This is a genomic window from Ginsengibacter sp. (assembly GCF_057362405.1).
In genome coordinates, this window is the sequence record NZ_JBMQQG010000133.1 from 1 (window position 1) to 3,825 (window position 3,825).

The 3,825-nt window shown below is 41.0% G+C and carries 2 protein-coding genes and 1 pseudogene; all 3 read left to right on the top strand.

The window, feature by feature from the left end; genetic code table 11:
- Window positions 1–439 (top strand): annotated as a pseudogene (locus tag ACO1O5_RS10945) (selenocysteine synthase); the annotation flags it as partial.
- Window positions 440–531: 92 nt separating this feature from the next.
- Window positions 532–2,103, top strand: a complete 1,572-nt coding sequence (locus tag ACO1O5_RS10950) for an aminotransferase class V-fold PLP-dependent enzyme (RefSeq protein ID WP_486270120.1) — start codon at window positions 532–534, stop codon at window positions 2,101–2,103.
- A gap of 324 nt (window positions 2,104–2,427) precedes the next feature.
- Window positions 2,428–3,660: a DUF5009 domain-containing protein gene (locus tag ACO1O5_RS10955; protein WP_486270122.1), complete on the top strand. Its 1,233-nt coding sequence runs from the start codon at window positions 2,428–2,430 to the stop codon at window positions 3,658–3,660.
- The last annotated feature ends 165 nt before the right edge of the window (window positions 3,661–3,825 follow it).

The window sequence follows — 3,825 nt, forward strand, 5'->3', positions numbered from 1 at the left end:
AAAAGAAATCATCGCTGCTGCCCGTCTCAATGATTCTCCCAACGGCGTTACTATCGGCCGCGGCATGAAGGTGAATAAAGAGGAGATGCTTGGCATGTATGCCGCTTTAGACAAGTATGTAAACCAGGATCACGACAAAGAGTGGAAAATGTGGGAAGACAGGATTAACCTGATCAATAACTCAATCAAAAATATTGATGGAGTCGAAACTACGATCATCGTTCCACCTATTGCCAATCATACGCCTACTTTGCACGTAGTATGGGATAAGGCTAAAATAAATATGAGCCTTGAAGAGTTCCAGGAAAAATTAAGAACCGGTGATCCTTCAATTGAAGTAATAGGAAATAAAGAAGGCGGGTTTAATATAACTGTGTTTATGCTTAAACCCGGAGAAGAAAAAATCGTTGCAAGAAGGGTAAAGGAAATATTCTCATAAAAGAAAAATGCAAAGAATTCAAATGAGTTATCCTGAAAATAATTTCAAATGAAAATATCTTGAAGCGCAGGAAGTTAATCAAAGATCTGGCAATGTTTCCTTTTATTGGAGGAGCCATTGGAAGCGGATTCGCAACAGGAACCGAAGCACAAGTGCCTACTTCCGAAAATATTCAGAATTTACCCACGCTTACCCCAGGAAAAGAAACAACTGAAAACATCTACGATTCCATCGGGGTTCGCAGCGTAATAAATGCCCGCGGCACCGTAACGATAATCGGAGCAACACGCATGTTGCCGGAAGTGGAAAAAGCCATGAGAGCTGCTACCCGGCACTACGTACAGATCGATGAACTTATGGAAGGTGTTGCAAAACGCCTGGCAACCCTTACTGGTGCTGAATGGGGCATCGTCACGACCGGCGCAACAGGAGCTTTGATTGTGGGTTGTGCGGGGATTGTAACAGGGGGGAATCCTGACAACCTTTGGAAGCTTCCTGATCTCGGGGGTATGAAAAATGAAGTGATCATTCCCACTTATTCCTGGACCGCTTATGAATCTGCAGTTAAAGGTGTCGGTGTAAGCATGATCGAAGTCGAAACTGCAGATGAATTAAAGGCGGCTTTAAATGCGAGGACCGCAATGGTTCTCGTCTTAGCAGGTGAGCAATCTGAAAATGGCCCTCTTTCTATAAATGCGATATCCTCAATTGTAAAACCACTTCACATTCCAATCCTGGTAGATGCGGCGGCAGAAGGATTATCTCTTCCCAATCCGCATTTATCCAAGGGTGCAGACCTTGTAGCATACAGCGGTGGAAAATATTTAAATGGCCCGCAATGCTCCGGCTTGCTGATTGGTCGCAAAGATCTTGTACAAGCAGCCTGGGTTACCAGCGCTCCACACCATGGTTTCGGAAGAGGCTATAAAGTAGGCAGGGAAGAAATCATCGGAATGTGGACAGCCGTTGAAATGTGGGCGAAACGTGATCATGGGGAAGAATTTCGCAAATGGACTTCATGGTTAGAGACTATTAACAGTCAAATAAAAAAAATACCAGGCGTCACCACCGAAATTAAACAACCAACGGGCAGGTCAAATCCTTCACCGGACCTATTGGTACAATGGGACCCAGCCATCATTCCTCTTACGGGATATGAAGTTGAAAATGTGCTGTGGGATCAGTCGCCCAGGATTGCGGTAAGCGGTGCCGGAAGTTACCTTCCATTTCCACCTAATTTTAAACCCAACATATTAATCAACTCATCACAGCTTGAAGAGGGCGAAGAAAAGTTGATTGCGGAAAGTGTTTACAAGGTATTATCAATGCCTCCTGTCATAGATAGGCCTAATGCTGCTGCCAATTTTGACATTAGTGGTGAGTGGAATCTTGAAATCTTTTTTGCAGCTGGTTCAGATCGGCAACAATTTCTAATAAAACAATCCGGGAATGATTTAACGGGTACTCATCGTGGCAGTTATGCAGACCGTGACCTATCCGGAACTTTGTACAGATCAAATTTGTTAATAAGGAGCTCATATACAAAGAAGGGTGTACGGCTTAATTTCGAATTCACCGGCATTGCCGGAAAAGATAAAATGGAAGGACAAGTGAGAATGGGCGAATACGGTTTGGCGCAATGGACAGCAATACGAATTGTATAAGAAATGATTTATTTCCTTGTTTCATAATTTTTTGATTACTGTGAAATTTAAACAAGAGTAACCTGGAAGAAGACGAATAAGTATAGAAGAAATTTTCGTTTCTGCCATAACGTTAGCAGCACAAAATTTGATGTTGAACTTTTGTTTGGATCACCGGGAAGGTACGACAGGTGCAGTATTCTTCAATTAGAACGGTCAAAGATTGCGAGACAACGTTCAGGAAATATTTTGAATAAAGCATTTTATAAGGACGAATTTACATTTCATTTTTCTTCAAATATCAGCGTATATTCGATTTTACCATTACAAAACAAAACCCAAAACATGAGAATATCCGAAGGAGAAATTGCAAATCCCGTTTTGCAAGATTCTATTCTTTCAAAAGGCAAACACCTTCCACGACGTCTTCTGTCAATAGATGTATTCAGGGCCATAACAATGTTTTTCATGATTTTCGTTAATGATGTAAGTGGCGTTATTAATATTCCGGGCTGGATAGAGCATGTGAAGATGAACGAGGATGGGCTTGGTTTTGCCGATACTATTTTTCCCATATTTCTTTTTATAGTTGGTCTGTCTATTCCTCTTGCCCTGATGAAACGAATGAAAAGAGGTGATTCATTTTATAAAACGGCCACTTATATTTTGACCCGTTCCATCGCATTATTAGTAATGGGATTTTTTCACGTTAATCTTGAAAACTACAGCAAGCTTGCCATTTTACCTTCTGCTGTTTGGGAAATATTCATAACGGTTGCTTTCTTTCTTATCTGGATCGATTACCCTGAACAGATGAATAAATCAAAAAAATATTTTTTACAGGGCCTCGGCGTTTTGACATTAATAACCATGGCTTATCTTTTTAAGGGAGGCAAACCTGATGCACCTGTCGGTCTCAAGCCATACTGGTGGGGCATTTTAGGAATTATAGGCTGGTCATATCTTGTTTGCGCTTTTGTTTATTTGTTGTCTAAAGGCAATCTTTGGGTACAGGTTGCAGCCTTTGTTGCATTCATGATTATTAACGTTGCTTTTCATACCCATGTGCTAACATTTTCCCTGTGGGTTATTGGTAACGCGGCTTCTGTTTCTTTAACCATGGCGGGGATAGTAATTTCACTTTTATACAAAGAACTGGCCGGTAAAGGAAAAGATAAAATGTTATGGCTCTTATTTGCCGCGTCGGGATTAGCCCTGTTGACGTTTGGATTATTGATAAGGCCTTACGCCGCCGGCATTTCAAAGATTCGTGCTACTCCCGCATGGGTAGCCGTTTGTATTGGTATTGGCATTCTTGTTTTTGAATTACTGATTTATCTTGTTGACATAAAAGGCAAACAAAATTGGTTCAAAGGAATACGCCCGGGTGGCACGAGCACGCTGACCACCTATCTAATTCCTTACCTGCTTTATTCCGTTTACACCCTCGCTGGTTTCCATTATCCTAAATTTCTTAATGAGGGCGCAGGAGGAATTGTTCGTTCTTTTCTCGTCGCTTTTTTTGTAATCTGGATCGCCGGCTTATTGGAGAAAAGAAAAATCAGGCTTCAAATTTAATAAAAGAACGTCCATTGCCATGAAAGGAAATCTGATTTTAATATTGACTTTAAGCTCAATGCTTTTATCTGTTGAATGCAAGTCGCAAGATGAAAAATCTAAGTTTAGAATAGTGGGATATTATTCGTTAAAATCTGCCATGACAGCCGATTTAAAAACTATTCC